18 protein-coding genes and 1 tRNA gene are annotated in these 25,628 nt (G+C 71.4%); 5 read left to right on the plus strand and 14 right to left on the minus strand.

Translation table 11 applies throughout. The features are described 5' to 3' along the window. Positions 1 to 21: 21 nt before the first annotated feature. From secA to HMPREF2833_RS03620, 10 genes are all read right to left on the minus strand, one after another. Entirely contained in the window at positions 22 to 2,826 is a 2,805-nt protein-coding gene (gene secA / locus HMPREF2833_RS03575) for a preprotein translocase subunit SecA (protein ID WP_070636720.1), read from the minus strand. A gap of 173 nt (positions 2,827 to 2,999) precedes the next feature. After that, complete coding sequence (gene hpf / locus HMPREF2833_RS03580) at positions 3,000 to 3,704, minus strand: ribosome hibernation-promoting factor, HPF/YfiA family (RefSeq protein ID WP_047979004.1); 705 nt, start codon at positions 3,702 to 3,704, stop codon at positions 3,000 to 3,002. A gap of 94 nt (positions 3,705 to 3,798) precedes the next feature. Next, on the minus strand, positions 3,799 to 4,515 hold the full coding sequence (locus tag HMPREF2833_RS03585) for a ComF family protein (RefSeq protein WP_070636721.1): 717 nt from the start codon (positions 4,513 to 4,515) through the stop codon (positions 3,799 to 3,801). 465 nt (positions 4,516 to 4,980) lie between these two features. After that, positions 4,981 to 6,723, minus strand: coding sequence for an LpqB family beta-propeller domain-containing protein (locus tag HMPREF2833_RS03590; RefSeq protein ID WP_246829072.1), 1,743 nt, complete (start codon positions 6,721 to 6,723; stop codon positions 4,981 to 4,983). Next, positions 6,720 to 8,615: an MtrAB system histidine kinase MtrB gene (mtrB, locus tag HMPREF2833_RS03595; RefSeq protein ID WP_070636722.1), complete on the minus strand. Its 1,896-nt coding sequence runs from the start codon at positions 8,613 to 8,615 to the stop codon at positions 6,720 to 6,722. Before mtrB ends, HMPREF2833_RS03590 begins: the two co-directional genes overlap by 4 nt. After that, positions 8,612 to 9,298, minus strand: a complete 687-nt coding sequence (gene mtrA, locus HMPREF2833_RS03600; protein WP_039101770.1) for an MtrAB system response regulator MtrA — start codon at positions 9,296 to 9,298, stop codon at positions 8,612 to 8,614. Before mtrA ends, mtrB begins: the two co-directional genes overlap by 4 nt. 87 nt (positions 9,299 to 9,385) lie before the next feature. Beyond that, complete coding sequence (locus HMPREF2833_RS03605) at positions 9,386 to 10,408, minus strand: hypothetical protein (protein ID WP_070636723.1); 1,023 nt, start codon at positions 10,406 to 10,408, stop codon at positions 9,386 to 9,388. Further along, the gene (locus tag HMPREF2833_RS03610; RefSeq protein ID WP_070637522.1) at positions 10,405 to 10,785 is read right to left on the minus strand and encodes a chorismate mutase; all 381 of its coding nucleotides are present in this window, start codon (positions 10,783 to 10,785) and stop codon (positions 10,405 to 10,407) included. Before HMPREF2833_RS03610 ends, HMPREF2833_RS03605 begins: the two co-directional genes overlap by 4 nt. A gap of 143 nt (positions 10,786 to 10,928) precedes the next feature. Further along, a complete protein-coding gene (mnmA, locus tag HMPREF2833_RS03615; protein ID WP_070636724.1) occupies positions 10,929 to 12,083 on the minus strand; it encodes a tRNA 2-thiouridine(34) synthase MnmA in 1,155 nt (384 codons plus the stop codon). An 84-nt stretch (positions 12,084 to 12,167) separates the two neighbouring features. After that, the gene (locus HMPREF2833_RS03620) at positions 12,168 to 13,400 is read right to left on the minus strand and encodes a cysteine desulfurase family protein (protein WP_070636725.1); all 1,233 of its coding nucleotides are present in this window, start codon (positions 13,398 to 13,400) and stop codon (positions 12,168 to 12,170) included. A 105-nt stretch (positions 13,401 to 13,505) separates the two neighbouring features. On the opposite strand from HMPREF2833_RS03620, the gene HMPREF2833_RS03625 reads away from it, so the two are divergent. Beyond that, a complete protein-coding gene (locus HMPREF2833_RS03625; RefSeq protein ID WP_047979010.1) occupies positions 13,506 to 13,970 on the plus strand; it encodes a tRNA (cytidine(34)-2'-O)-methyltransferase in 465 nt (154 codons plus the stop codon). Positions 13,971 to 14,115: 145 nt separating this feature from the next. Here the strand turns inward: HMPREF2833_RS03625 and HMPREF2833_RS03630 are convergent, their stop codons facing one another. After that, the gene (locus HMPREF2833_RS03630) at positions 14,116 to 15,702 is read right to left on the minus strand and encodes a S1C family serine protease (RefSeq protein ID WP_070636726.1); all 1,587 of its coding nucleotides are present in this window, start codon (positions 15,700 to 15,702) and stop codon (positions 14,116 to 14,118) included. A gap of 250 nt (positions 15,703 to 15,952) precedes the next feature. Between HMPREF2833_RS03630 and HMPREF2833_RS03635 the strand changes: the two genes are divergently transcribed. From HMPREF2833_RS03635 to HMPREF2833_RS03650, 4 genes are all read left to right on the plus strand, one after another. Beyond that, entirely contained in the window at positions 15,953 to 18,004 is a 2,052-nt protein-coding gene (locus HMPREF2833_RS03635) for a TPM domain-containing protein (RefSeq protein ID WP_070636727.1), read from the plus strand. A 69-nt stretch (positions 18,005 to 18,073) separates the two neighbouring features. Next, positions 18,074 to 18,829 carry a PspA/IM30 family protein gene (locus tag HMPREF2833_RS03640; RefSeq protein ID WP_070636728.1) on the plus strand — a complete coding sequence of 252 codons (756 nt, stop codon included), beginning with the start codon at positions 18,074 to 18,076 and terminating at the stop codon, positions 18,827 to 18,829. Positions 18,830 to 18,831: 2 nt separating this feature from the next. Then, complete coding sequence (locus HMPREF2833_RS03645; RefSeq protein WP_070636729.1) at positions 18,832 to 20,451, plus strand: helicase HerA-like domain-containing protein; 1,620 nt, start codon at positions 18,832 to 18,834, stop codon at positions 20,449 to 20,451. Positions 20,452 to 20,600: 149 nt separating this feature from the next. Beyond that, on the plus strand, positions 20,601 to 21,029 hold the full coding sequence (locus HMPREF2833_RS03650; protein WP_141756157.1) for an LbetaH domain-containing protein: 429 nt from the start codon (positions 20,601 to 20,603) through the stop codon (positions 21,027 to 21,029). A 143-nt stretch (positions 21,030 to 21,172) separates the two neighbouring features. Here HMPREF2833_RS03650 and HMPREF2833_RS03655 read toward each other — a convergent pair. The 3 genes from HMPREF2833_RS03655 to HMPREF2833_RS03665 all read right to left on the minus strand — a co-directional run bounded on the left by HMPREF2833_RS03655 (position 21,173) and on the right by HMPREF2833_RS03665 (position 25,532). Further along, positions 21,173 to 21,249: transfer RNA gene (locus tag HMPREF2833_RS03655), tRNA-Met, on the minus strand. A 105-nt stretch (positions 21,250 to 21,354) separates the two neighbouring features. Continuing rightward, positions 21,355 to 24,321, minus strand: a complete 2,967-nt coding sequence (locus HMPREF2833_RS03660) for a UPF0182 family membrane protein (RefSeq protein ID WP_070636731.1) — start codon at positions 24,319 to 24,321, stop codon at positions 21,355 to 21,357. 104 nt (positions 24,322 to 24,425) lie between these two features. After that, on the minus strand, positions 24,426 to 25,532 hold the full coding sequence (locus tag HMPREF2833_RS03665; RefSeq protein ID WP_070636732.1) for a YlbL family protein: 1,107 nt from the start codon (positions 25,530 to 25,532) through the stop codon (positions 24,426 to 24,428). Between the last annotated feature and the right edge of the window lie 96 nt (positions 25,533 to 25,628).

The following is a 25,628-nucleotide window of genomic DNA, read 5'->3' on the forward strand; positions in this document are numbered from 1 at the left end:
CCCGCCACTGCGGTACCGGTCTCAGCGGCGCTTGCCGCGCCTGGCCTTGGAGCTGCTCCTCGCCGACTTCCCGCGGCGCTGCGCCCGGTTGGAGACAACCTCCTGGGAGTCCTCCGACACGGCCGCGGACGCAGTCTCGCCCTGCGCCGCCGTGGAGCCCGCGGCGTCCGCGTCGACCTGCGAGTCGACGGTGTCCGAGGAACCGACGCCGGGGGAGCCTTCCCGCTCCACGGCTGCCGTGGGCGTGCCGTCCTCGTCCGGGGCGGTGTACTTCAGGAATGCCGGGCGCTGGGGGGTGCTCAGCTCCACGGCTCCACCGTCCGCTCCCGTGCGCTGCTTGCGGACCTCCAGGTGGAACAGAGTCACCACCGTCTGCTCGCGGATGGCGGCCATGACGTCCTGGAACATCGCATGACCCTCCCGCTGGTACTCCACCAGGGGATCGCGCTGGGCCATGGCCCGCAGCCCGATGCCCTCCTTGAGGTAGTCCATCTCGTAGAGGTGCTCGGGCCAGCGCTGGCCGATGACCGACAGCAGCACCCGGCGCTCCAGGTTGCGCATGGCCTCGGAGCCGAGTTCCTCCTCGCGCTCCTGGTACATCACCCTGGCGTCCGAGAGGATCTGCTCCTGCAGGAACTCGCTGGTCAGGCGCGGGAGCCCGCCCGCCTCCTCGGCGACCTCCTCGGGGGTCAGGGACACGGGGTAGATGGCCCGCAGTGCATCCCAGAGGCCGTCCATGTCCCAGTCCTCGGGGTGGCCCCTGCCGGTGCGCTCCACGATCACGGAGGAGATGACCTCCTCCGTGAACTGCCGGATCTGGTCCTCGATGTCGTCTCCCATGAGGATCCGCCTGCGGTCCTTGTAGACCACCTCACGCTGGCGGTTGAGGACGTCGTCGTACTTCAGCACGTTCTTGCGCTGCTCGGCGTTGCGGCCCTCCACCTGGTTCTGTGCGTTCGCGATCCCGGAGGTGATGAGCCGCCCCGTGACGGGGACGTCATCCGGTGCGATCGCCATGAGCCGCTGGGCGGCACCGGGGTTGAACAGGCGCATGAGGTCGTCGGACAGCGACAGGTAGAACCGGGACTCCCCCGGATCGCCCTGACGCCCCGAGCGCCCGCGCAGCTGGTTGTCGATGCGGCGGGACTCGTGACGCTCCGTGCCCAGGACGTAGAGCCCGCCGGCCTCCAGGACCTCGTCGTGCTCGGTCCGGGTGGCTTCCTCGCAGGCCTCGAGCACCTCGGGCCACCGCGCCTCGTACTCCTCGGCGTCCCGCTCCGGGTCCAGTCCCAGCTCCGCCATCTTCTCCACGGCGTTGAACTCCGCGTTGCCGCCGAGCATGATGTCGGTGCCGCGCCCCGCCATGTTGGTGGCCACGGTGACCGCGCCCTTGCGTCCGGCCTGGGCCACGATCGCGGCCTCCCGGGCGTGGTTCTTGGCGTTGAGCACCTCGTGGCGCACACCGCGCTTGGCGAGCAGCCGGGAGAGGTACTCGGACTTCTCCACCGAGGCCGTGCCCACGAGCACGGGCTGACCCTTCGCGTGGCGCTCCTCGATGTCGCGCACCACGGCCGCGTACTTGGTGGCCTCGTTCTTGTAGACCACGTCCCGCTTGTCCTCGCGCGCGATGCCACGGTGCGGAGGGATGGCCACCACGCCGATCTCGTACGTGTTCATGAACTCTGCGGCCTCGGTCTGGGCGGTGCCCGTCATGCCGGAGAGCTTGTCGTACAGGCGGAAGTAGTTCTGCAGGGTGATGGTTGCCATCGTCTGGTTCTCGGGCTTGATGTCCACGCCCTCCTTGGCCTCGATGGCCTGGTGGACACCCTCGTTGTAGCGCCGCCCGGCGAGCACGCGACCCGTGTGCTCGTCCACGATCTTCACCTCGCCGCCCGAGACGATGTAGTCCTTGTTGTTGCGGAACAGCTCCTTGGCCTTGATCGCGTTGTTGAGGAATCCGATCAGCGGGGTGTTCTGGGACTCGTACAGATTGTCGATGCCGAGCCAGTCCTCGACCTTCTCGATGCCCGGTTCGAGCACACCCACCGTGCGCTTCTTCTCGTCCACCTCGTAGTCGGTTTCCGGGGAGAGCGTCTTCACCACGGTCGCGAACTCGCGGTACCAGCGGTTGGCCTCCCCCGAGGCAGGGCCGGAGATGATGAGCGGGGTGCGGGCCTCGTCGATGAGGATGGAGTCCACCTCGTCCACGATCGCGAAGTGGTGACCCCGCTGGACGAGCTCGTCCTTGGTCCACGCCATGTTGTCGCGCAGGTAGTCGAAGCCGAACTCGTTGTTGGTGCCGTAGGTGATGTCCGCGGCGTACTGCTCGCGGCGCACCGAGGGTTCCTGACCACCCAGGATCACCCCGGTCTCCAGGCCCAGGAAACGGTAGACGCGGCCCATGAGGTTGGCCTGGTACTCGGCCAGGTAGTCGTTGACGGTCACCACGTGCACGCCCTTGCCCGAGAGCGCGTTGAGGTACGCCGGGGCCGTGGCCACCAGGGTCTTGCCCTCACCGGTCTTCATCTCCGCGATGTAGCCGAGGTGCAGTGCCGCACCGCCCATGATCTGCACGTCGAAGTGGCGCTGGCCCAGGGTCCGGGACGCCGCCTCGCGCACAGCGGCGAACGCCTCAGGCAGCAGCCGGTCGAGCGACTCGCCGTCCGCGATGCGCTCCCGGAACGCGTCCGTCTCTGCCCGCAGCTCCGCGTCCGTGAGTTCCTTGAACCCGTCCTCGAGGCTGTTCACGGCGTCCGCGTACGTCCTCAGTCGCTTCAGGACGCGCTTGTCGCCCGTGCGGAGAACCGTTTCCAGGAATGACGCCACGTGTGTTCGCTCCTCAGAGATCTTTGGTGGGCACCGGGCAGAACAGAGGGTGCACCGCCGAACAGTGTACGTGAGGGACTCCGAGCGGTCCCTCACAGTGGAGCGGGCCCCGCGACGTGGTCGCGGGGCCCGCTCGTGACATGGTGCGCGCGTGGGCGCGCGTCAGGGGTGGCTCAGGAATCCGCGGCGGAGGTCTCGGACTGGTAGGCCCGGACCTTCTCCTGCTCGGACCGCCCGTCCTGGCTCAGGCTGATCACACCGTACTCCCAGCCCTTGCGGCGGTAGACGGCGGATGGCTCCTGGGTCTCCCTGTCCACGAACAGGAAGAAGTCGTGGCCCACCAGCTCCATCTGGTCCACGGCCTCGTCCACCGTGATCTGGTGGGCGGGGAAGCGCTTGCGGCGGATCTCCACGGGGGTGGGGGTGTCGCTCAGGGGGTACTCGGTGTCGAAGGCCTCGTCCTCCGCCGCGGACAGCGCCTGCGGGGACTCGAAGCCCGTGAACGACCCGGTGGTGGGAACCACGGGCAGCGAGCCCGTGGCCTCGTGCACCGCGACCGGCTTCTGGTGCCCGGCGCGGTGGATCTTCCGGCGGTCCCGGGCGCGCCGCAGCTGCTCCACGAGCTTGCCGTACGCCTCGTCGAACGCGGCGAACTTGTCGTCGCTGCGGGCCTCCGCCCGCAGCACCGGTCCGCGGCCGACCACGGTGATCTCCACGCGCATGCCCTGGTGGCCGGAGGCGCCGTTGTCCTTGGTGACTTTGACCTCGATGGATTGGACCTTGTCGCCGAGCTGCTGAAAACGCTCGCTCTTCTCCTCGGCGTACTCCTTGAATCGGTCCGGCAAAGTGACGTTGCGGCCCTGGATGTTCAGTTCCATGAGACCCTCCACATCTTGAGGATGGCGCGGGACGTGCTGCTCTCCCACACGGGACACCTTCATTGCTTCCCGTGGTCCAACGCTAGATGAAACCTCAGGGAAATTCACGGACAACGGCGTCCGACGTCTGGGAGTTCTCCCGGGGTGAACGCCCGGCCCGCACCCCGGCGATCGTGACCACCGCGGGCACGTGAGCGCCGGCCCTGGTGAGGCACCGGACGGCTTCTGCCATGGTGGCTCCCGTGGTGAGGACGTCGTCCACGACCACGCAGGTGCGTCCCCGCACGTCCTGGGCGCGCATCGACCCCCTCACGGCCCGCGCCCGCTGCCTCCTCCCCCTGCCCTTCTGCGGACCTCGCGCGCCGCGAACCGTGCCTCCCCTGTGACGCAGCGCGTGGTGCACGCGAGTTCCGGGAGGCAGCGCGGCGGCGTCGAGCAGGCAGGCCACGGGGTCGAACCACCGACGACGACGCGCGCGGGCGCTCGTGGGGACGGGCACCCACAGCAGCGGGCCGCGGCCGTGCTCCCTCACGTCCCGCGCCGCGGCGGCGAGGACAGCCCCGAGCACGACCCCGAGGACGGGGGCCAGATCGGTGCGACCACCGTTCTTGTACGCCAGCAGGCACGCCGCGAGCTCGTGCTCGTACTCCCCTGCCGCGAAGACGCTGACTCCCTGGTCCCGCAGCACCTCCGGCGCGGTGACCTGCCCGGGGGCGGCGGTGCAGCGGCGCAGCACGAGACGGCACGGGCGGCACAGCGTACGACCGGGCTCCCCGCACACCGCGCACGAGACGGGGAGGAACAGTTCCACGGCCTGTGCACACCAGTCGACGAGGCGGGCGGCCGCGCGGTCCCAGCGCGCCCGGGTGCCGGCGGTGAACCACTGCGGTGTGACGGCCCCGCCCCACGAGCCTGGCCGGGCGGCCTCGGCGGCCGGCCGTGGTGGCGCGGGGTGGCGGAGCGGGAGAGGAACCGGCGGAAGACCGTGGCCGTGCGCGGCAGTGGTGCCCTGCAGACCACGGGTGTCCGGCGGTGGCGCTGGACGCGGAGCACGCACCGGGGCGGTGCCCGGGGGCCGGTACTGCCCTCGGCTCGGGGAACCGGGGTGAAGCCCGGGTGCCGGGAGTGGGATCGCGGCAGAGCGCGGCGGTGGTCCAGTGCGGTCGGCTGTCATCCGTCCAGTCCAGCCCGAGGATTCCGGAACCACCAGCCCTGACCGGCACTGGGCAGTGCTCTGCGCACGGTGGTGCCGGTGGTGCGCCGGGCCCCGGCGCGGTCACCCCGCGAAGGAGGTGTCCGTGACGTCCTCGCTCTGCAGCGCCCACGAGCTGCCGGTCAGCATGTAGAGCTTGCCGTCCGAGGCGCCGTAGACGGCGGCAGGTCCGTTGCCGCCCGTGATGGACGTGACGCCGGTGAGGGAGGGCAGGTCCTCGTAGGTCCCCGACACCGAGTACCGGCGGGGCTGGGCGTTGCTGTCCTGGTTCAGCGCCGTGGTCACGAACTCGTCCGAGCCGATCCACTGCGCCGTGTTCACGTCCACGTCCGCAGCTACGGCGTTGCCTTTCTCCAGCTCCACCGGCCGGCCGGAGTCATCACGCACCACGCCCGAGATCCACAGCGTGGAGCGCTGGGCGGACTCGTCCGTGGTGACCACCAGGGCGCGGTTGCCCTCCCTGGAGATGCGCAGTGACGCGACGTGCTGGTCCTTCAACCAGTCTGCTCCGACGGTGCGCCCGGAGCCTTCGGCGGCTGCCGGCGCGGCGTGGACCGTGCCGGAGCGGTCGGATCCCCAGACCCAGCCCTGCCGGTCGAAGCTGGGGCGGGTGAGCGCGGTGCCCGTCCAGCGACGCTGCGCCTGCTCGCCGGAGGACACCGTGTACATCGCGCCGCTCGCAGCGTCCACGAACGCGAAGGTCGAGGCCTCGGTGTCCATTCCCGGCTTGGTGACCTTGGCCCCGTCCGGCAGTGAGAGACCGGGGACGAGCTCCGTCTGTCCTCCCTGGTAGAACGCCAGCTGGTTGTCCGAGACGCCGACCTGGCGGTTGGGCACGGTCACGGACCGCGTGGGGTCTGCCCCCGCACGCCCGGAGGTGTCCACGGGCGCGTCGTTGACCGTGAGGTCCACGTCCTCCACGGACGGCACGGACTGCAGGGTGGCGCGCAGCTGCTGGTCCATCCGGCGGGCCTGCTCCACGTCCGCGGGATCGAAACCGGACATGCTGAGGTCCACCGCCGCGGTCCCACCGGACACGGGAACCGAGGACTTGGACAGGGTGGCGCTCTGCGGGAGCGCGCTGGACACAGAGCCCTCGAGGTAGGACGCGGGCCCGCTCAGCAGCGCGCGCACCGCGGCCGTGGACGCCGTGGGCCGCTTGGCGAACCATCGCGGGTCAGGGACCACGGTGGTGCTGTCGTTGGCCGAGTAGAAGTACAGGTCCACGGGCGAGAAGATCTGCGCGAAGTCCGTGTCCGGGATGATCACGCCGTCCGGGGCCTGGGAGATGCGCCACTGACCGTCCACCGAGGTCAGCGCGAAGTCCAGCACGCGCGTGCTCCCCCGGGGCTGAGCCGTGCGCACCCCCTCGGCGTCCAGGACGGCACCCACTTCGATCGTGGTGCGGAACTCGCCCTCGTTCAGCCGCGGCACCGTGGTGGGCTCACCCGAGTGGATCAGCACCCGGGCGTCCGGCTTCCACGTGGTCGCCAGCTGCGGCGTGAGGTACTGGCGGGCCACCGAGTAGTCGTCCTGCGCCCCCACGCCCGCCGCCAGGAAGCCCTCCACGACCTCCTGGGCGGACGCACCGGGCCGCGGGGCCTGCGGGTTGTACGCCATGGCGCTCTGCTGGGACTGCTCGGTGGGTTCCACCACCTTGTGCACGGGCCCGGAACGGGGCATGGCCCCGCACGCGGACAGCGTCAGCGACAGCCCCACCGCGAGGGCGGCTGCGGCGCACCGTCGACGGCGCGTGGTGCCGCCCACGGTGTCCGGGCGCCGGGGTGTGGTCCACCCGTGGTTCATGGTTTCTCCGTCCCCTCGCTGCGGCCAGCCGCCGTGGATCCGCTCCCCCGGACGTCCTCGGTCCGGCCACCGTTCTCGTCCTGCGTGCTCCCGGCGTCGGACGGCGTCGCCCGCTCGCCCCCGGAGCCGCCCCCCGGTGCCGGCGGGAACGCAATCAGCATCTGTCCCGTGTCCGGTTCCATGGCGGGCTGCACGGCCGGAGCCGTCAGCTGCAGCGATCCCGTGTCGGTGACCCGGGCGGTGGACTCGGTGAAGCTCTCGGCGGGCGGCATGTCCAGCGGGTTGACCAGCTCGGGGTCCAGGGACTGGGTGTGCAGCAGCGGCAGCGTGAGTCGGAAGCACGCCCCGTTGTCGGGCTCGGCCCACACCTCCAGCCGGCCGCCGTGCAGCCGGGTGTCCTCCGTGGCGATCGCGAGCCCCAGACCGGTGCCGCCCACGGTGCGCGCCCGCGCGGGGTCCCCGCGCCAGAACCTGTTGAACACCTTCGCGGTCTGCTCCTCGGTCATCCCGATGCCGTGGTCCCGCACCGCGACGGCCACGCAGTTCTCGTTGGCGGCCACGTAGATGTCAACGGGTCGGCTCTCTCCGTGCTCCAGGGCGTTGGTCACCAGGTTGCGCAGGATCCGGTCGATGCGGCGCTGGTCCATCTGCACCACGCACCGGGTGAGGGTGGAACGCACGGTGAGCTCGGAGCCGGACCGCAGCACGATGGGGGCCGCGGCCTCCACCACGTCGTAGATGACGGAGAAGATGTCGGTGGAGGCCATGTCCAGGCGGGCGGCGCCGGCGTCGAAGCGGGAGATCTCGAGCAGGTCCGAGAGCATGGAGTCGAACCGGTCCACCTGGTTGTGCAGCAGCTCGGCGGAGCGGCGGTTGACGGGATCGAAGTCCTCGCGGGCGTTGTAGAGCACCTCCGCGGCCATCTTCACGGTGGTCAGGGGCGTGCGCAGCTCGTGGGAGACGTCCGAGACGAAGGTCTGCTGCATCGAGGACAGCTGCTCCAGCTGCGTGATCTGGGTCTGGATGGAGTCCGCCATGCGGTTGAAGGAGCGGCTCAGCTGCGCCACCTCGTTGGTCCCCCGCACCTGCATGCGCACGTCGAGGTCGCCCTCCGACAGCCGCTGGGACACGCGTGCCGTGTTGGACACGGGGCGGACCACCTCACGGGTGATGTACCAGACAATGGTGCCCACGAGCAGCAGCAGCGCCACCATGGACAGCAGCAGCACGGCATGGATCGAGTCCAGCGTGGCCTGCGGATCCGAGAAGTCGTACACGAAGTACAGCCCGTAGCGCGAGTTCTGGTTCAGCTGCACCACGTCCCCCACCACGATGACTGGCTGTTCGGCGCCGTTCTCCGTCATCCGGGCCGAGGCCGGCTGCCAGTAGGTGCCGTCCGCGTTGGCCACGCGCTGCTGCAGCTGCTGCGGGACGGTGGCCGAGGTCATCCAGGAGCTCTCCGCCTGGACCCCCACGAAGGACTGGCCCGAGCCCTGGTCCAGGGGGATCAGGATCCACCGGTGGTCGGCGGCGTCCGTGTCCTGGCTCAGGCTCCCCATGGTCGAGTTGATCAGCGCCTGCACCTCGGTGCGGTCCGAGGCGTCCGAGGCGTCGAAGCTCGCCTGGGCAACGCTGATGTCCGTGCGCGCCTCCTCGAGCACCTGGTTCAGCCGGTCCGTGAACAGCCGGTCCGCGATCTGGTGGGAGAGGAAGCTGCCCGTGGCGAGGAACGCCACGGAGGTCAGCGTGAGGGCGATCGCGATGGTGCGGAACTGCAGTGACTGCCGCCAGCGCCGGAACAGCACGCGGCGCCCCAGGCGGATCCTGCGGAACCTCTTGGGGCGGCGGCGCGGTGCCGGGGTCGACGCCGGCGGTGCTGCGCTCGCCGTCATTTATGCGGGTGCCCGCCGGCCTTGTACCCGATGCCGCGCACCGTGAGCACCACCTCGGGGTTCTCGGGGTCGCGCTCCACCTTGGAGCGCAGCCGCTGCACGTGCACGTTGACCAGCCGGTTGTCCGCCGCGTGAGGATAGCCCCACACGTCACGCAGCAGCTCGTCGCGGCTGAAGACCTGGTGCGGCGAGCGCGCGAGGGTGGCGAGCAGGTCGAACTCCAGCGGCGTCAGGGAGATCTCCTCCCCGCCCCGGGTCACGGTGTGGCCGGTGACGTCGATGACGATGTCGCCGAGCGTGATCTCCTGGGTGGCCCCGCGGTCCATGGGACGCAGCCGCGCCTTGACCCGCGCCACGAGCTCGGCGGGCTTGAAGGGCTTGGGGACGTAGTCGTCCGCGCCGGCCTCGAGCCCGCGCACCACGTCCGCGGTGTCGGACTTGGCGGTGAGCATCACGATGGGCACGTCCGACTCCGCGCGGATCTGCTGGCACACCTGGATGCCGTCCATCCCGGGGAGCATCAGGTCGAGGAGGATCAGGTCCGGCTCCGACGAGCGGAAGACCTCGCGGGCGCTCGAACCGTCGTAGCAGTACACCGGCTCGAAGTCCTCCGACGCCAGGATGATGCCGATCATCTCGGACAGCGCGGCGTCGTCGTCCACCACCAGAATTCTCGCCTTCATGGCCTGCCTTCGCCCTCGTTCCTGCTCCGGGGTCGGCCGCGGCCGACGACCCGCGTCCTGTGTGCCGATTCTACGGCCTGAGCGGGGTCAACCCTCGTTGCACGCCTCCGTGAGCGCGCCGCACGCCCCGGTCACCCGCCGCAGCGCGTCGGGCAGCTGCGGGGGCGCCAGTTCACTGATCCGGGACGACGGTGCCAGGACGGTTCCCAGCAGAGCCGCCGGGTCCATGCCCAGTTCGCTCCAGGGCCCGAGCAGCCGATCGACGACGGCGCGCGCCGGGGTCGGTGCGGCTGTCCCCGCGGCGTCGAAGCACAGCCGCAGTCCCGCCTCGCGCAGGCCCGCCAGCGGTTCCCACTCCCGCGTGCTCCCCGTGGGAACGGGCACCACCACGGTGTCAGCGCCGCAGCGGGGCGCCCAGTGCACACCGGCTGCCCCGGCGTCGAGCACGACCGACGCGGCGCCGGCGTCACGGCACGCGCCGACCGCCGCGGTCAGCGCGCCGTGGACCTCCGCGCGGGGCACGGAGCGCAGAGTGCGGTAGCCGCTCGCGGTGGGGATGGTGCCCTCCAGGACCCTGTCGAGCTCGGGTTCCGAGAGCACGAGCACCGCGCCGCGGCCGTCGGTGTTGCGCCGGAGCGCAGTCATCAGACCAGCAATCCCCGCGCACCAGGACTCCGTCAGGTCGCGCCGCGCCCCGGGGTCCGACTGCAGCTTCTCACCGTTGCGCACGTGGACGGTGGCCGCGAGCGACACCGGGCCCAGGAGGGTGAGCACCACGGGTGCGGAGTCCGCCCCGGACTCCGCACCGAGCACGTCGGCCACCGCGTTGAGGTCGCTCGCGAGCAGTCCGCGGGCCTGGCGGGAGTCGTCCCCGGCGACGCCGGTCACGCGCCAGCCGTGCGGCTGCCGGTCCGCGTGCAGGGACTCCAGGACCGCGCACGTGCGCGCCGCGAGCTCCGCGTGCGGCCCGCGGTCCGGGAGAAGAGGGACGGCCGCGCGGTGCGGAGCCCCGAGCTCGCCCCGCAGCACCGTGAACGTCTCCACGAGGTCCGTGCCGCGCAGGGGCCGGGTCAGGGCGGCGGTGACGGCGTCCGTGGCGAACCCGCTCATGCGTCCGTTCCGCGCTGGTGGTCCTCGGAGATGGCCTCGTGGTGGCGGATGACCTCGCTGATGATGAAGTTCAGGAACTTCTCGGCGAACTCGGGGTCCAGGTGGGCGGCCACCGCCAGGCTGCGCAGCCGCTCGATCTGGGCCTTCTCCCGCTCCGGGTCCGAGGGCGGCATGTCGTTCTCCGCCTTGAGCGTGCCCACCCGCTGGGTGGCCTTGAAGCGCTCGGCGAGCAGGTGGATCAGCGCGGCGTCGATGTTGTCGATCGTGCCCCGGATCGCGTCCAGCCGCTGCCGGGCGGACACGGTGTCACCGGGCCCCGCCCCGCCCGCGGCGGGATCGAGGGGCGCGTGGTCTGCGGGATCGGTCGCGGAACTCATGACCACCACTCTAAACGGGGTGGCGGGCCCGGCCCGCGCGCTCTTCGCGGGGCACCCGGCACCCGCCCCGGAGGGCGGGCGAACCCTGGGACGAGGCCCGCGGCGTCGTCGTGACCGCCCCGCCGGCGGTGAACGGTCTCCGCTCAGACGGACGCGTGGTGGGCGCGGTCCGCGAACGCGGCGTCGATCGTGGCCTGGCCGAGCACGCGGGTGCCCTGGTAGAGCACCATGGTCTGGCCCGGGGCCACGCCGCGCTGGGCCGTGTCCAGGCGCACGTGCAGCCGCGGGGTCCCCTCCGTGCGCGTGAGCCACGCCCGGGCCGGCGCCGGGTCCCCGTGGGCGCGGACCTGCACGGTCACCTCGAACTCGTCGGAACGGGCCTCGGGGTCGTCGCCGAGTGCCGCGACCTCCCGCGGGGGCAGCCCGGCCCAGGAGGGACGGATGCCCTCCATGACGTCGATCGCGAGCAGCTGCTCGGGACCCACCACCACCTCGTTGGTCTTGGGGCGGATCTCCAGCACGAACCGCGGCTTGCCGTCCGGAGCCGGGCGGCCGATGTGCAGGCCGCGGCGCTGACCCACGGTGTAGGCCTGCGCACCCCGGTGCTCCCCGAGCTCGTTGCCCTCGGTGTCCACGATCCGCCCGGGGTCCAGGTCCATGTGGTCCGCGAGCCAGCCGCGGGTGTCCCCGTCCGGGATGAAGCAGATGTCGTGGGAGTCGGGCTTCGTGGCCACGGACAGCCCGCGCTCCTCCGCCTCCGCGCGCACCTGCGCCTTGGAGGGGGTCTCGGCGAGGGGGAAGATCGCGTGCTCGAGCTGCTCGGCGGTGAGCACGCCCAGCACGTAGGACTGGTCCTTGGCCCAGTCCGCGGCGCGGTGCAGCTCCTTGTGGCCGTCCGCGTCCTCCACGACCTTCGCGTAGTGGCCGGTGCACACGGCGTCGAAGCCGAGCGCCAGGGCCTTCTCCAGCAGGGCCGCGAACTTGATCTTCTCGTTGCAGCGCATGCACGGGTTGGGGGTGCGTCCGGCGGCGTACTCGGCCACGAAGTCGTCCACGACGTCCGCCTGGAAGCGCTCGGAGAAGTCCCACACGTAGTACGGGATGCCGAGCTTCTCCGCCGCGCGCCACGCGTCCCGGGAGTCCTCGATGGTGCAGCAGCCGCGAGCGCCCGTGCGCAGCGTGCCCGGGGTCCGGGACAGGGCGAGGTGCACACCCGTGACGTCGTGCCCGGCGTCCACCGCACGGGCCGCGGCCACCGCGGAGTCCACACCGCCACTCATTGCTGCCAGAACGCGCACGGGGTCCCCTTCGGAAGGTTGTGGTTGGACGAGACGCCTTAACAACCCGCACCCCGGGGCGGCTATTCCCCGCGGCGCAGCGGCTCAGGACGTGAAGGAGGCCGGCACGTGTCCGGACAGCCCTGCCGCGCGGGCCCGGGCGTGGACGTCCACGAGGGCGTCGAGGACGGTGTCCACGTCCCGCGACGTGCTGGAGTGGCCCAGGGAGAAGCGCTGCGCCCCGCGGGCGGTCTGCTCGTCCACGCCCATGGCGAGCAGCACGTGCGAGGCCCGGGGCACCCCGGCGCTGCACGCCGAGCCGGTGGACAGGGCCACCCCGGCGGCGTCGAACAGGAACAGCATGGAGTCGCCCTCGCAGCCGGGAAAGGTGAAGTGTGCGTTGCCGGGCAGCCGGGTGGGGTGCTCCCACTCCTCGGCCGGGCTCCCGGGCTCTGGTCCGCGCAGCACCGCCTCGGGGACGCGTTCCCGGATGCCCGCCACGAGGGCGTCCCGCAGGGTGGCCCGGCGCAGGAACTCGCCCCGGAACCCGCGCTGCGCGGCCTCCACGGCCGCGCCGAAGGCCGCCGCGCCGGCGGCGTTGACGGTGCCCGAGCGGACGCTGCGCTCCTGTCCGCCGCCGAAGCTCGTGGCCGCGAGACGCACGCTGCGCGGCGCGTAGAGGGCGCCCACCCCCATGGGCCCGCCGAGCTTGTGCGCGGAGACCGCGAGCGTGCTGATCCCGGGCAGGTGGGCGTCCACGGGAACGGCGCAGAACGCCTGGACCGCGTCCACGTGGAAGGGCACCCCGGCGGCGTCGCACAGGGCGGCCAGCTCGGCCACCGGCTGCACGGTCCCCACCTCGTTGTTCGCCCACATCACGGTGACCAGCGCAACCTCCGCCGCGCGCTCGGCCAGCAGCCGTTCGAGCTGCCCGGGGTCCACACGTCCCGTGGCGTCGACGTCGAGCCAGACCAGCTCCGCGCCCTCGTGGGCCGCGAGCCACTCCGCGGCCTCGGACACGGCGTGGTGCTCCACGGCGGACAGGACGATGACGGTGCGCCGTGGGTCCGCCTCACGGGCGGCGCGGAACAGGCCGAGCACCGCCATGTTGTCCGCCTCGGTGCCCCCGGAGGTGAGGATGATCTCCACCGGTTCCGCGTTCAGGGCGGCCGCGACGGCGTCCCGCCCCGTCTCCAGCGCCATGCGCGCGGACCGCCCGCCGGAGTGCAGGGACGCGGGGTTGCCGCCCCGCCTGGCCTGCTCCAGGTAGGCCTCCACGGCCTCCGGGAGCATGTCCGTGGTGGCGGCGTGGTCCATGTAGACGCGGGGTGTGGGCATGGGCCCATCCTACGACCGGCGCCGCGCCGCGCCCGGCCGGTCAGGCATCCCCAGAGGGCTGGGACCGCCGAGTGGGGGACGCAGACGGGGCCTAGACTCGCAGCCATGCTCCACTTCGTCTTCCACACCCCCGAGATCCCCGGCAACACCGGCAACGCCATCCGGCTCGCCGCGTGCACGGGGGCCCGCCTGCACCTCGTGGAGCCGCTCGGCTTCAACTTCGACCACGCGAACCTGCGCCGCGCGGGCCTGGACTACCACGACCTCGCGGTGATGGACGTCCACCCCACGGTCGAGGCACTGTGGGACGCCCTCGGCGACGCGCGGGTCTTCGCGTTCACGTCCCACTCGAGCACGCGCCACACGGACGTGGCCTACCGGGACGGGGACGTCCTGCTGTTCGGACGCGAGTCCACGGGACTGCCGGACGAGGTGCTCGCGGACGAGCGCGTCCACGAGCGGGTGCGGATCCCCATGCTGGCGGGGCGCCGCTCCCTGAACCTCGCGAACTCGGCCTCGATCGCCCTCTACGAGGCGTGGCGCCAGCTGGGCTTCCCGGACGGGGTGTGATCCACGGGGTACGACGCCGCCCGGCCCGTTCCCTGCCGCCGTGCACCGTCCCTGGCGTGGCGCCTGATGTGACGTGGCACCTGATGTGACGCGGCCCCTGCGGTGACGGACCGGTGGCCGCCGGCCCGTCACCGCAGGGACGCGGCTACTTCTTCTGGTCCGCGGCGTTGCCCACGGTCACGGTGGCCTTCTGCTCGTCGTTGCCGCGCTTGAAGACAACCTCGGCCTCCGAGCCCGCGGCGAGCTCGCGCACCCCTGCCGTGAGGGCGTCCGCGTCCGTGATCGGCTTGCCGTTGAAGGACGTGATCACGTCGTCGGGCTTCAGCCCGGCGTCCGCGGCGGGAGATCCGGACTCCACCGAGCGCACCCTGGCGCCGGAGGAGAACTGGTCCGAGGAGCTGCCGGAGGGCACGTACGGGGAGACCGAGGCGCCCAGGTAGCCGTGCGTGGCCTTGCCGTCCTTGATGATCTCGTCCGCCACACGCTTGGCGGTGTTGGACGGGATCGAGAAGCCCACGCCGATGTTGCCGGACGCCGACGACTCGCCCGAGGAACCTCCCGCGGAGGCGATCGCCACGTTGATGCCGATCACCTCACCGGCGGAGTTCACGAGCGCACCACCGGAGTTGCCGGGGTTGATGGCCGCGTCCGTCTGGATCACGTTCAGGTACACGCTGGACTTGGCGGACTGCGAGCCGGACTGCCCGTTGTCCGGGAAGTTGAAGAAGAAGTCCTGCGGACCGCCCGGGCTCTGCTGGGAGTCGTCCGGGGTGTCCTCGGCGGCCGAGGACGCCACGGCGATGGTGCGGTTGAGCGTGGAGACGATGCCGTCCGTGACGGTCCCGCTCAGTCCCAGCGGCGCACCGATGGCGATCGCGGCGTCTCCCACGTTGAGCTTGTCCGAGTCCCCGAGCACCGCGGGGGTCAGACCGCTGGGGTCGATCTTGATGACCGCGAGGTCGGACCCGGGGTCGGTGCCCACCACGGTGGCCTTGCGGACGGAGCCGTCAGCCGCCTGCACCTCGATCTTGGCGTCCGAGGCGGCGCCGTCCAGGGTGACCACGTGGGTGTTGGTCAGCACGTGGCCCTGGTCGTCCAGCAGCACACCCGAGCCCGTGCCGGCCTCATTGCCGGAGGCGGCGGAGATCGTGACCACGGACGGGGAGGCCTTCTGGGTGGCTGCGGTGATCTCGTTGACGGACTCGGTGTCGTTGACGATCACGGGCGAGCTGCTGGTGCCGCCGGTGGCGTTGGTGTCCCCCACCGCGCCGGCGCCGACCGCCACACCCGCACCGAGCAGCCCGGCGAGGGCCATCCCGGCGATCATGATCCCCCCGGAGAACTTCCGCTTCGGTGCCGCCGCGCCGTCCTGAGCCGGATAGGCCCCGCCATCCTGCCCGTCCCAGCCCGGCCCGCCCGCCGCGGGCGGATAGCCGGCCCCGGAGGCGTCGTCGTAGCCCGCGCCGCTGTACCCCCCACCGTTGTACCCTGCGCCGTCGTACGGCCCGCCCCCGTAGGGGCCGCGGGCGGGCGCGTCGCCGTACGAGGCCCCGCCGTACTGGGGGGAGCCCTCTGCCCCGGCGGGCGGGATCGGCCGGGTCTCCTGGGACTGCCACCCCGAACCGTCCTGGGGGCTCGCGGCACCGCCCCGCTGGCCCGCGCCGTACTGGCCGTACGGGGGCACCGGTCCCTGGGGATCGCCCCCGGTGCGCGGATCGTGGGAATCAGCCATGTTCTCTCCTCGTAGAGCGGGGTACCGGTGACCGGCCCGACAGGTTGCGGAGCCCAGTATGCCCGGTCCGACTGGGGCGGGGCTGGACGCCCTCCGCACCGTTGCCGGGAGAATGACGGCCGACTCCGGAGCGCCTGCGTGCGACCCCGCTGACACCGACGCGTATCCTGTGAACCGGACGGCGGGACCTTCCCCGGGCGCACCGGGCGCCGCACGTCCACCGGGCTGACATCCGATCGGAACGAGGGTCATGACACCACGCACCGCCTGGCACCGCACGATTCCCGCCGCTCTGCTCACGGGCGCCTGCCTGGTGGCGGGCCCGGCCGCGCACGCGGAGCCGCCCTCCCGGGTGGATCCCGGCCAGCGCGTGGTGGACACCAGCGGCGCACTCGGGGACACCTCGGGCCTGCAGAACGACATCTCGGAGCTGGCGAACGAGCACAGCATCACCCTCTACGTGGTGTACGTGGACACCTTCACGGATCCCACGGACCCCGGTGAGTGGGTCCAGAAGTTCGCGAGGACCAACGGCTTCGGGACCAACGACGCCGTCCTGGCCGTGGCCACGCAGTCCAAGCAGGCGCGCTTCGTGGCCAACTCCTCCGGCCCGCTGTCGCGGTCCGAGCAGCAGAAGATCTACGACGAGCACATCGCGCCCGCGCTGCGCACCGGAGACTGGGACGGTGCCGCCCAGGGCGCCGTGGACGGGATCGACCGGGAGCTCGGCGGGGCGGGCGCCGGCGGCGCCGTGACCGGCCTGCTGCTGGCGGGCGGTGTGGCGGCCGCCGGGGTGGGTGCCGCGACCGTGATGCGCTCGCGGCGGCGTCGTGCGCAGGGCGGGCAGCCGGGCCCCGGCGGACCGTCCGGGGGCGAGGGCCCACGCGGTGGCGCGGCACCCCAGCGCCCGCTGGTCCCGCTGCCCGAGCTGCACAAGCAGGCCGGGTCCGCGCTCGTGGAGGCGGACAACGCCATCCAGCACTCGGAGCAGGAGCTCGCGTTCGCGCAGCTGCAGTACGGCAGCGAGCAGACGCGCCCGTTCGAGGAGGCGCTCGCGCGGGCCAAGGAGCACATGCGCGCCTCGTTCGAGCTGCAGCAGAAGCTCGAGGACCACATTCCGGACAGCGAGGCGGACCAGCGCGCGTGGCTCGGGGAGATCATCGAGCGCACGCGGCAGGCCCGCGCTCCCCTGGCCGAGCAAGAGCAGAACTTCGCCGGGCTGCGCCAGCTGGAGACGTGCGCCCCGGAAGCGCTCGAGCGCGTCCGCTCCGCGGTGGCCGCCACGGCGCCGCGGCTGCGGGACGTCGAGGCCCAGCTCGTCTCGCTGCACGGCGAGTACGACGACGCCGCTCTCGCGTCCGTCCGTGACAACGGCGAGCAGGCGCGGGAGCGGCTCGAGTTCGCCGAGGATTCCACAACCCGGGCGCAGCAGCACCTGGACGCGGGGCAGGTCTCCAAGGCCGTGCTGGACATCCGCGCGGCCGAGGAGGCGCAGGGGCAGGCCGCCCGGCTCGTCGACTCCGTGGACAACGCCCGCCGGGAGCTCGCCCGCGCGGAGGAGTCCCTCAAGGACGCCGTGAGCATCGCGCAGCGGGACGTCGCCGAGGCCGAGGGCCTTGTGCGGCAGGGCTCCCGCCCCGAGCTCGCGGGCGCCGCCGCGGGCGTGCGCTCCGTGCTGGAGACGGTCACGCAGCAGATGGCCACGGGCCGCTACGACCCGATCGGCTCCACCCGCCGGCTCGCGCAGGCCAAGGCGGAGCTGGACAAGGGACTGCAGGACGTCCGCTCCGCGAACGACCGCGCCCGCTCCGCACGGGAGACGCTCTCCCACGCGCTGGTGAGCGCCCAGGCCAGCCTGACCACCGCGTCCGACTACGTGTGGGCGCGCCGCGGTGGGGTGGGAGCGCGGGCCCGCACCGAGCTCGCGGAGGCCGAGCGCCACCTCGAGATCGCCCACGAGCTGCAGAACTCCGACCCCGAACGCGCCCTCAACGAGGCCAACCAGTCCATCCGTCTGGCCGACGCCGCCCAGCGCGCGGCGCAGCAGGACGTGGACCAGTTCATCTCACCCATGGGCTACGGCGGCCCCGGGTACGCCGGAGTCGGCTACGGCCGCCGCAGCAACGGCATGGGCGGTGCGATGCTCGGCGGGATCCTGCTGGGCGGCATCCTCAACGGCGGGGGCGGCGGCTACGGCGGAGGCTTCGGTGGAGGCTTCGGTGGAGGCGGCGGTTTCGGCGGCGGAGGAGACTTCGGCGGCGGGGGCGGCGGCTTCGACGGCGGGGTGGGCGGCAACTTCTGACCCGCCCCGGGCCTGCGCCCCCCCCCCCAAATTTCAGCTCCAGTCCAGTGACGAGAAGAGGAGAACACCATGACCAAGCAGTCCATCTTCGGCCGGATCGCCCAGCTGGCGAAGGCCAACATCAACGCCATCATCGACTCTGCGGAGGACCCGCAGAAGATGCTCGACCAGATGGTGCGCGACTACACCGAGAACATCCGCGAGGCCGAGTCCGCCGTGGCCCAGACCATCGGCAACCTGCGGCTGCTCGAGAAGGACCACGCGGAGGACCTGCAGGAGGCCCAGCAGTGGGGCTCCAAGGCGCTCGCCGCGTCCAACAAGGCGGACGAGTTCCGCGCGGCCGGCAAGGCCGGTGAGGCGCAGAAGTTCGACGACCTCGCCAAGGTGGCCATCCAGCGTCAGATCCAGTCCGAGAACGAGGCCCGCGGCGCCGAGCCCCAGATCGCGGCGCAGACCGAGACGGTCGCCAAGCTCAAGGACGGGCTGAACACCATGCGCGGGAAGCTGCAGGAGCTCTCCGCCAAGCGGGACGAGCTCGCCGCCCGGCAGAAGACCGTCCAGGCGCAGTCGCAGGTGCAGGACGCGCTGAAGTCCTTCGACGTAATGGACCCCACGAGCGAGGTCTCCCGCTTCGAGGACAAGATCCGCCGCGAGGAGGCCCGCGTGGCCGGTCAGCAGGAGCTCGCGGACTCCTCCCTCGACCGCCAGTTCGGGGCCCTCGAGTCCATGGGCCAGCAGACGGAGATCGAGGCCCGGCTGGCCGCCCTCAAGAACGGCGGCTCCCCCACCAACGGCGAGAACATCGTCTCCGCGGAGGAGGTCTGAGAATGGCCGAGAACCCCACGGGGGCGCAGAAGCAGCTCGAGGCCGTCCGCTCCGGCTACGCGTCGGAGGCACCGTGCCTCGACCTCGGGGCGGCACTGGACGAGTCCGGTGCGCACCCGGACGCCCCGGTGCGGGTCCCGCTGGCCACCCTCAACCGCCACGGACTGGTGGCCGGGGCTACCGGTACCGGCAAGACCAAGACCCTGCAGGCGCTCGCCGAGCAGCTCAGCGCCCAGGGAGTTCCCGTCTTCCTCACGGACGTCAAGGGTGATCTCAGCGGGATCTCCCAGCCCGGGGAGGACAACCCCAAGGTGGCCGAGCGCGCACGGTCCGTGGGCCAGACGTGGACTCCCACCGCGAGCCCCACGGAGTTCTACAGCCTGGGCGGACAGGGACCGGGCGTTCCGGTGCGCGCCACGGTGACCTCGTTTGGGCCCACGCTGCTGGCCAAGGTGCTGGGGCTCAACGCCACGCAGGAGTCCTCCCTGGGCCTGGTCTTCCACTACGCCGACTCGAACGGGCTCGCCCTGCTGGACCTCAAGGACCTGCGCGAGGTGATCGTGCACCTGACCTCCCCGGAGGGCAAGGAGGAGCTCGCGGGCATCGGCGGGCTCTCCAAGCAGACCGCAGGGGTGATCCTGCGCGAGCTCACCACGTTCGCGAACGAGGGGGCGGACATCTTCTTCGGTGAGCCCGAGTTCGACACCGCCGAGCTGCTGCGCACCACCGAGGACGGCCGGGGCGTCGTCTCGTGCCTCGAACTGGCCGCGGTGCAGCAGCAGCCGCGGGTGTTCTCCACGTTCCTGATGTGGCTGCTCGCGGACCTCTTCCAGGACCTCCCGGAGGTGGGGAACGCCGAGAAGCCGAACCTCGTGTTCTTCTTCGACGAGGCGCACCTGCTCTTCGAGGACGCCTCCAAGGAGTTCCTGGACTCCATCAAGCAGACCGTGCGGCTGATCCGCTCCAAGGGCGTGGGCATCTTCTTCGTGACCCAGTCCCCCAAGGACATCCCCACGGACGTCCTCGCGCAGCTGGGCAACCGCGTGCAGCACGCCCTGCGCGCGTTCACTCCCGACGACGCCAAGGCCCTGAAGGCCGCCGCCCGCACCTACCCCCGCAGCGAGTACGACCTCGAGCAGCTGCTCACCCAGCTCGCCACGGGTGAGGCGGTGGTCACGGTGCTGTCCGAGAGCGGTGCCCCGACCCCGGTGGCGTGGACCCGGATGCGGGCCCCGCAGTCCCTCATGAAGCCCGCCCCGGTGGCGGACGTCGAGGCGGCCGTGAGCGCCTCGCCCCTCATGGGGACCTACGGCCAGCCGGTGGACCGTGAGTCCGCCTACGAGCTGCTGCGAGCACGTCTCGACGGGCCGCAGGGCCACGCGGGCGCGGCTGAGGACCACTCGGTGGAGCACCCGGACGAGCCCCGGGAGCGCCGCGACGAGGAGCCGGACGAGCGGCGTCGGCAGGAGGAGGGCCAGCGGCGCACCCGCCAGGACGAGGGCGGCTTCCTGGGCTCCGTGATGGACAACCCCGCCGTGCGCTCGATGATGCGCTCGGCGGGGACTACCCTGGGCCGGGAGATCACGCGTTCCCTCTTCGGCACCTCCCGGCGCCGCCGCTGACGGGCTGCCCCGCCGCCACCCACGACGCCGCCGGCGCCCCACCCGGGGCACGGCGGCGTCGTCGTACGCGGGCCGTGACTCGCGGGAGCCGGACGCTCCGTCCGTCACGGCGGACGGAGGTGTCCCGCACTCGATTACTGTGGTCTGACATGGGACTTCCTGAAAAACTCGTGGCACTTCGCAAGCACCGCTGGGCGCGTCTGGCGCTGCTTCCCCTGAACATCTCCATCCCCGCGGGGGTGCAGGGCGGCAAGGACCTGCGGCTCGTGCACTACGGCATGGGCAGCGTGGTCTACCCCGAGGTCACCCTCGGCGAGCGGGTCCGGATCTACCAGAACGTGACGGTGGGCCGCAAGGACGCCCACGTGTCCCGCGAGGACTCCCCGTTCGAGTGGTTGCACGTGGGGGACGACGTGGTGCTGTTCCCCGGCTGCGTGGTGCTCGGAGGCGCCGGAGTCACCCGCATCGGCAACGGCACGATCGTGGGCGCCAACTCCGTGCTCATGAACTCCACCGGGGAGAACGAGATCTGGGCGGGAAACCCCGCGCGCCTCGTCGGCCACCGTCGCGGCCTCTGAACGCCCCGCCGGGTGGCTGCCGTGCCCGCTCGGAGCGCTGCGGCGGCCACTGCGCCGGACACGCGGCCCGGCGTGTCACCCGGAGCACGCGAAGATGTCCGGACAGCAAGAAACCCGGTTCCTTGCGGAACCGGGTTTCTTCGTGGTTGCGGGGGCAAGATTTGAACTTGCGACCTCTGGGTTATGAGCCCAGCGAGCTACCGAACTGCTCCACCCCGCGGCGACATCAACAACTATACGCAGGGCGTGGGGGTCGTGCAAATCGAAGGGCGGCCCCCGGGAACTGCTTCCCGGGGGCCGCCCTTCGCGTGCGGTGCCGGCCGTGCTACTGCGTGGCGCCGTCCTGTGCCATGGCGTCCTCGATGGCCCGCTGCAGCCGGTCCTGGGCCTCGCCGTACTTGGCCCAGTCCCCGTCCTTCATGGCCTGGTCCGAGTCCTGCATGGCCTTGTTCGCCGAGTCCAGCGCCTCCTGGAGGGAGGAGGAGCGCGGCGCCGGGGTGCCGGACGGCGAGGGACTCGGCGACGAGGAGTCGTCCTTCTTCCCGGCCCCGCCACCGCCCTGGGCGGCCTCCGCCGCCTTCTCGCTCACACCGGCGCCGGTGTCCGTGGTGGCACCGGAGTTGCCCCCGAAGACCTCGTCCAGGGCACCGTCGAGCGTGGGAGCGAAGCCGACCTGCTCGCCGAAGCCCACGAGCACGCGGCGCAGCGTGGGGTACGCGGCGTCGCCCGAGGACTGCACGTAGACCGGCTGGACGTAGAGCATGCCCCCGCCCGCCGGGAGGGTCAGCAGGTTGCCGTTGATGACCTCGGACGCGCCCTGGCGCAGCAGGTTCAGCTCCTGGGACACGTCCGTGTCCGAGTTGAACTGGTTCTGCGCCTGGCCCGGGCCCGGCACCACGGAGGAGCGCGGCAGCTCCAGCAGCCGGAGCTTGCCGTACTCGTCGCTCTTCTGACCGTCCTTGCCCGTGCCGGCGTCCGCGTTCGCGGAGAGGTAGCCGTACATCACGTTGCGGGTGTTGCCCGTCTCGTTCTGCTGCGGGATGAAGGAGGACGTGAGCGAGAAGTTCGCCTCCTTCTCCCCCGGCATGCGCATGGAGAGGTAGTACGGCGGCTGCGGGACGTCCTGGTTCTGCTGGGTGGGATCGTTCGGCACGGACCACACGTCGTCGCTCGCGTAGAAGCTGTTCGCGTCCGTCACGTGGTAGCGGTTGAGCAGCTCGCGCTGGACCTTGAACATGTCCTCGGGGTAGCGCACGTGGGCCATGAGGTCCGCGGACATCTCCGAGTAGGGCCTCACGGTCTCCGGGAAGACCTTCTGCCACGCCTTCAGGACAGGGTCCTTGTCGTCCCACGCGTAGAGGTCCACGGAACCGTCGTACGCGTTGACCGTGGCCTTGACCGAGTTGCGGATGTAGTTCACGCGCTCGTTGGGAAGTGCTGCGGCCGTGCCCTGCGCCGTCTGCGTGTCCTGCGTGGCCTCCTGGAGCACGGAGGGCGAGGAGTACGGGTAGGACGCGGCGGTGGTGTAGGCGTCCACGATCCACACGACCTTGTTGTCCACGATCGCCGGGTAGGGCTTGCCGTCCACGGTGAGGTACGGTGCGACCTTCTCCACGCGCTCACGGGGGTTTCGGTCGTAGAGGATCTGCGACTCGGGGCGCACCGCGTCCGAGAGCAGCATGTCCGTGGACTGGAACTTGATCGAGTAGGCCAGCTTGTTGAACCAGTTGCCCACGTTGGGCCCACCGTCCCCGGTGAAGGTGGTCTTCGCGTCCGCGGCGTCGCCCTCGTTGGTCTGGGGGCGGTCCAGCTCGAGGGGCTCGTCCTCCGGGGAGCCGCCCACGATGGAGTAGTTCGGGGAGTTCTCGCCGAAGTAGATGCGGGGCTCGTAGTCGTCGGAGATCTCGCCCTTGGACGGGATGCCGGACTGCATGAACTGCGGCTTGCCGTCCTCCTGCACACGGGAGCCGTAGGCGGCCACCACGCCGTAGCCGTGGGTGTAGACCACGGACTGGTTGTACCAGCCCTGGATCTGGTCCGGGTTCAGCTCACGCGGGGCGATCACGGTGTCCTGCATCTGGCCGTCGATCTTGTACCGGTCCACCGCGAGCATCTCCGGGAACTGGTAGTACGGGCGGAACTGCTGCAGCTGGGCGAACGCGGGCGAGACCACATTGGGGTCCAGCAGACGGATGTTGGACGTGGTCTCCGTGTCCTGGCGCAGGGCGCCCTTCTCCGTCTGGGTGGTGGCGTCGTACGGGGTGACCTCGGTCTGGTCCAGGCCGTAGGCCTGGCGGGTCATGTCGATGTTGCGCTGGATGTACTCGTTCTCGAGCGCCTGCTCGGTGGGGGTCACCTGGAAGCGCTGGATGGCCCACGGGTACAGGCCGCCGGCCACCACGGCCACGACCACCAGCATGGCCAGCCCGATCAGGGGAAGCTTCCAGCGGCCGATGATCCCGGCCACCACGAAGAGGATGGCCACGAGCAGCGCGGCCACGGCCAGGATGCCCTTGGTGGGGATCACGGCGTTGACGTCCGTGTAGAGGGCGCCGGTCCACTTCCCGGAGCCGGAGATCAGAGTGGAGTAGCGGTCCAGCCAGAAGTTCACCGCCTGCAGGGCGAGGAACGCCGCGACGATCGAGCCCAGGTGCACGCGGGCGGCACGTGTGGTGCTGATCCCGCGCTCGTGGATGCGGATGCCACCGTAGACGTAGTGCATCAGCAGACCGGCCACGCCCGCGAGCAGCAGCGCCGTGACCAGGAACCCGATGAGCAGCCGCAGGAACGGCAGCGTGAACACGTAGAACGCGAGGTCCAGGTCGAACTCGGGATCGGTCTGGCCGAAGGGCTCCTGGTTGAAGAACAGCAGGACGGTCTGCCACTGCGTGGCCACCGTGGAGGCCGCGAAGAGGCCGAAGATCACGGGCACCGCGATCATCACGACCTTGCGCACCGGGTCCAGGGCCTGCTGGTACTTGCGCATGGTGTCCGTGACCTCACCGCCCCGGGGCCGGTGACGGTGCGCGAGCCACAGGCTGAGGAACATGAGACCCGCCACGACCAGGGCGGAGACCACGAACAGGCCGATGGCGGCGAGGTTCTGGGTGACGAACACCTTCAGGTACCCGAGCTGCTCGAACCACAGCACGTTGGTGTAGACCTGGGTGGCGGCCACGAACAGCGCGATGAGGACCACCACCGCGATCACGGTGGGCAGCAGCGCCCCGCGCTTGGGGCGGCCCGCTGCGGACCTCTCGGACGGGCGGGGAGACGTGGATCCGGCGGTCACTGCTTACCTCTGAATTCCCTGGGCGCGGACGATCACCTGAGGATGATCACAGTCAACCTTATGGTGTCGTGGACCCCGCGGGCGGACATTTCAGGGCCGGGGTGTCACCGCGTTCCGCAGCTGGGGAGCCCGGAGACGTTGCCCGCCGCCGCCTGCTCCACCGCGTTCACCGCCTCGCCGAGCGTGTCGACCTCGACCACCGTGAGTCCCTCCGGGACGTGCCCCGTGACCTCGGAGCAGTTCTCGGTGGGTGCCAGGAAGTACGAGGCCCCGGAGTCGGCCGCCCCCTCGAGCTTCTGGCGGATCCCGCCGATGGGTCCCACGGCGCCGTCCGCGGTGATGGTGCCGGTCCCTGCGATGTGCTCGTCCCCCGCCATGGATCCCGGGGTCAGCTCCTCGATGATCCCGAGGGCGAACATCATGCCCGCGCTGGGCCCGCCCACCTGCTCCAGCTGGAACTCCACGTCCACGGGGAAGTCGTAGCTCGGGACGAGGTACACACCGAGCTGCCAGCTCGTGCCGTCCTCGCCGCGGGTCAGCTCCACGTGCTCCGTGGCGGTGGCGCCGTCCCGGCGCACGGTGACATCCGCCCCCTCGGAGCCCGCCTCGTCCAGGTGCGAGCGCAGCTGCCCCAGGGAGGTCACCGGGCTGCCGTCCACGGAGACCAGCTCGTCCCCCGCCCGGAGCTTGCCCTGCGCGGGCCCGCCCTCGACCACGGCGTGGACGCTGAGCGTGGTGGTGTACGGGGTGCCCAGGTGGTCCAGGGCGGCCGCGACCGACTCGTCCTGGGACGAGGCCATGGCCGCGGCGTTGGAGTCGTCCACCTCCTGGCCCGTGGTCTCGGGCGGGTACAGGGTGTCCTCGGGGATCACGGCGTCGGAGGGGTCCAGCCAGCCGAGCAGGGCGTTGATGGAGTTGATCCGCCCGGACGGCCCGCCCGTGACGTAGACGGTGGTGAGGTCCAGCTGTCCGTCGCTGGGATACGTGGGGGCACCCTGGATCTTGACGAGCTGCTTGTCCTGGTGCGCACCCACGGTGTTGAAGGTGGGCCCGGCGGCCTCGATCACATAGGGCGCGGGCAGAACGACTCCCGCCACGAGCAGGGAGGAGGTGGCCACGAGCGAGACCGTGGGCAGCGACCACCGGCGTGGCCGTCCCCGGGCCGCCGTGGTTCCGGCCGTGGTCTTCCCTGGGCTGTGGGTGCGCTTCACGAGGGCTCAGCGTACCCGTCCCGTGGCTGGCCCACGACGACGCCGCCGCGCCCGGGCGTCGTCGTGCCCCGGGCGCAGGAACCTGAGCCATCAGCG

It is taken from the genome of Kocuria sp. HMSC066H03, assembly GCF_001812045.1.
GTDB lineage: Bacteria > Actinomycetota > Actinomycetes > Actinomycetales > Micrococcaceae > Kocuria > Kocuria rhizophila.